The organism is endosymbiont of Ridgeia piscesae, from assembly GCF_001443665.1.
GTDB classification, from domain to species: Bacteria; Pseudomonadota; Gammaproteobacteria; order Chromatiales; family Chromatiaceae; genus Endoriftia; species Endoriftia persephonae.
The window spans coordinates 1-1,398 of the sequence record NZ_KQ557186.1 but is presented as its reverse complement, the minus strand read 5'-3'; the positions used below and the strand labels follow the sequence as shown (position 1 = coordinate 1,398).

The following is a 1,398-nucleotide window of genomic DNA, read 5'->3' as shown; positions in this document are numbered from 1 at the left end:
GGGGTTCCACGCCCCATCCGCATAGGCGGGCGCGCTGGTGCCGCGGAAGCTATCGTCCTGATAGCTGAAGCCATCCGCACCGCTGTCAAAGCCAGTCTGGATCAGAGGCTCGGCAAAGGCATTGAGGCTCAAAAACAGGATGACGATGAAGAGCAGTTCAGCGGATCCGAGCCAGTTGAGGGGGTGTTTCCTTACCATTTTTTTATGCCCTTAAAGCGGAAGTGGATTTTACTTCTTGCTACTGATTGTCAATTTTTTGTGAATGCGATCAATACAATTCTGCTGCATCTGCCAGGAACGTGACCCATTTCTCACGCGGTGGCGCAAACTCAAAGGGTTATCTCAGCCTATTCCGAATCATGCACCGGCCAGAGATAGGGTGTGGTGGCGCTGGCAGTAGCGGCGTTATGGGCCCGCATCGCAGAGATCCCCCAGGCCATCGCCATCTGAGTCGATGTCCCCAATATTGCTGACCAGCGGACAGGAATCCTCGGCATTGAGCATCCCATCGCCATCGTAGTCATCCCCCGCCTGCAGGCCACTGAGGGTGTCGACCAGATCATTCCAATAGCTGGGCAGGCTATCCCAGGGGTTGTCCAGGCTGTCATCGGTGATGTAGAGATAGCCAAAGTTCCACTGTGCGGCTCGGTTGGCCATCGCCTGCATCTGCGCCGCATCCGGCACATCATAGATCAGTGCAGTGGTCTGCCCGGGCGCCGCTGTCTGGGTCCAGTCGCTCGGCTGGCTTGCACTGAGCCAGTGCGCATAATCTGACTCAAAGGTCACCGCATTATCGACACCATTGTCACCCGTCATATAGGCCTGATCGGTCGCCGTGCCAGGGTTGGCCACAATGAAGTTCAGCCCAAGCCCACGGGCATAGGCGGTCAGATCTTGATAGATGGCGGCTTGTTCTGCGCCTGTTGCCGCCTCATCGAAGAAGATGCCGTGGATGTCGAAGTTCTGCGCATAGCTGAGGATATCGCGCTTCATATCGTCCAGGGTGCGGCTATTGTAACAGCCTGCCGAGGCAACTGAATTGGCCCAGCAGGTGGGCACGTAGCCGATGATGCGCACCCCGGCGTCACGCAGCTCAGCCAGTCCGATCTGATAGTCTGCGTTTGGTGTGCCCAGGCTGGTTGGGGTTGTGCCGGGACCGTTGGCCGGATTGATGATCGCGGTGATATCGACCCGGCTCTGTGCGGCGGCCACATCATCCCAGAGGTAGCTGGCGGCATCCCAGTGCGTCGGATAGCTGTAGAGCGGCAGCAAGATCGCCGGTTTGCTCTCGGTCGCTGCATCCAGACGCCCCTCAAACTGTGCCTGACTCAGCAGCCTCGGGTTGCCGCTATCGGCAGGGATCAACTGATCACTCTGTACGGCTGTTCTGTAGGCGGA

Annotated in this window: 2 protein-coding genes; both read right to left on the bottom strand. The window is 58.1% G+C overall.

The annotated features are described in order from the left end of the window. Positions 1–198 (bottom strand): hypothetical protein (locus Ga0074115_RS15505; RefSeq protein WP_157292833.1); only part of this gene is annotated, 198 nt, incomplete at its 3' end. Positions 199–405: 207 nt separating this feature from the next. Further along, positions 406–1,398: spherulation-specific family 4 protein (locus Ga0074115_RS15500; RefSeq protein ID WP_060528713.1), on the bottom strand; the 993-nt coding region annotated here is incomplete at its 5' end.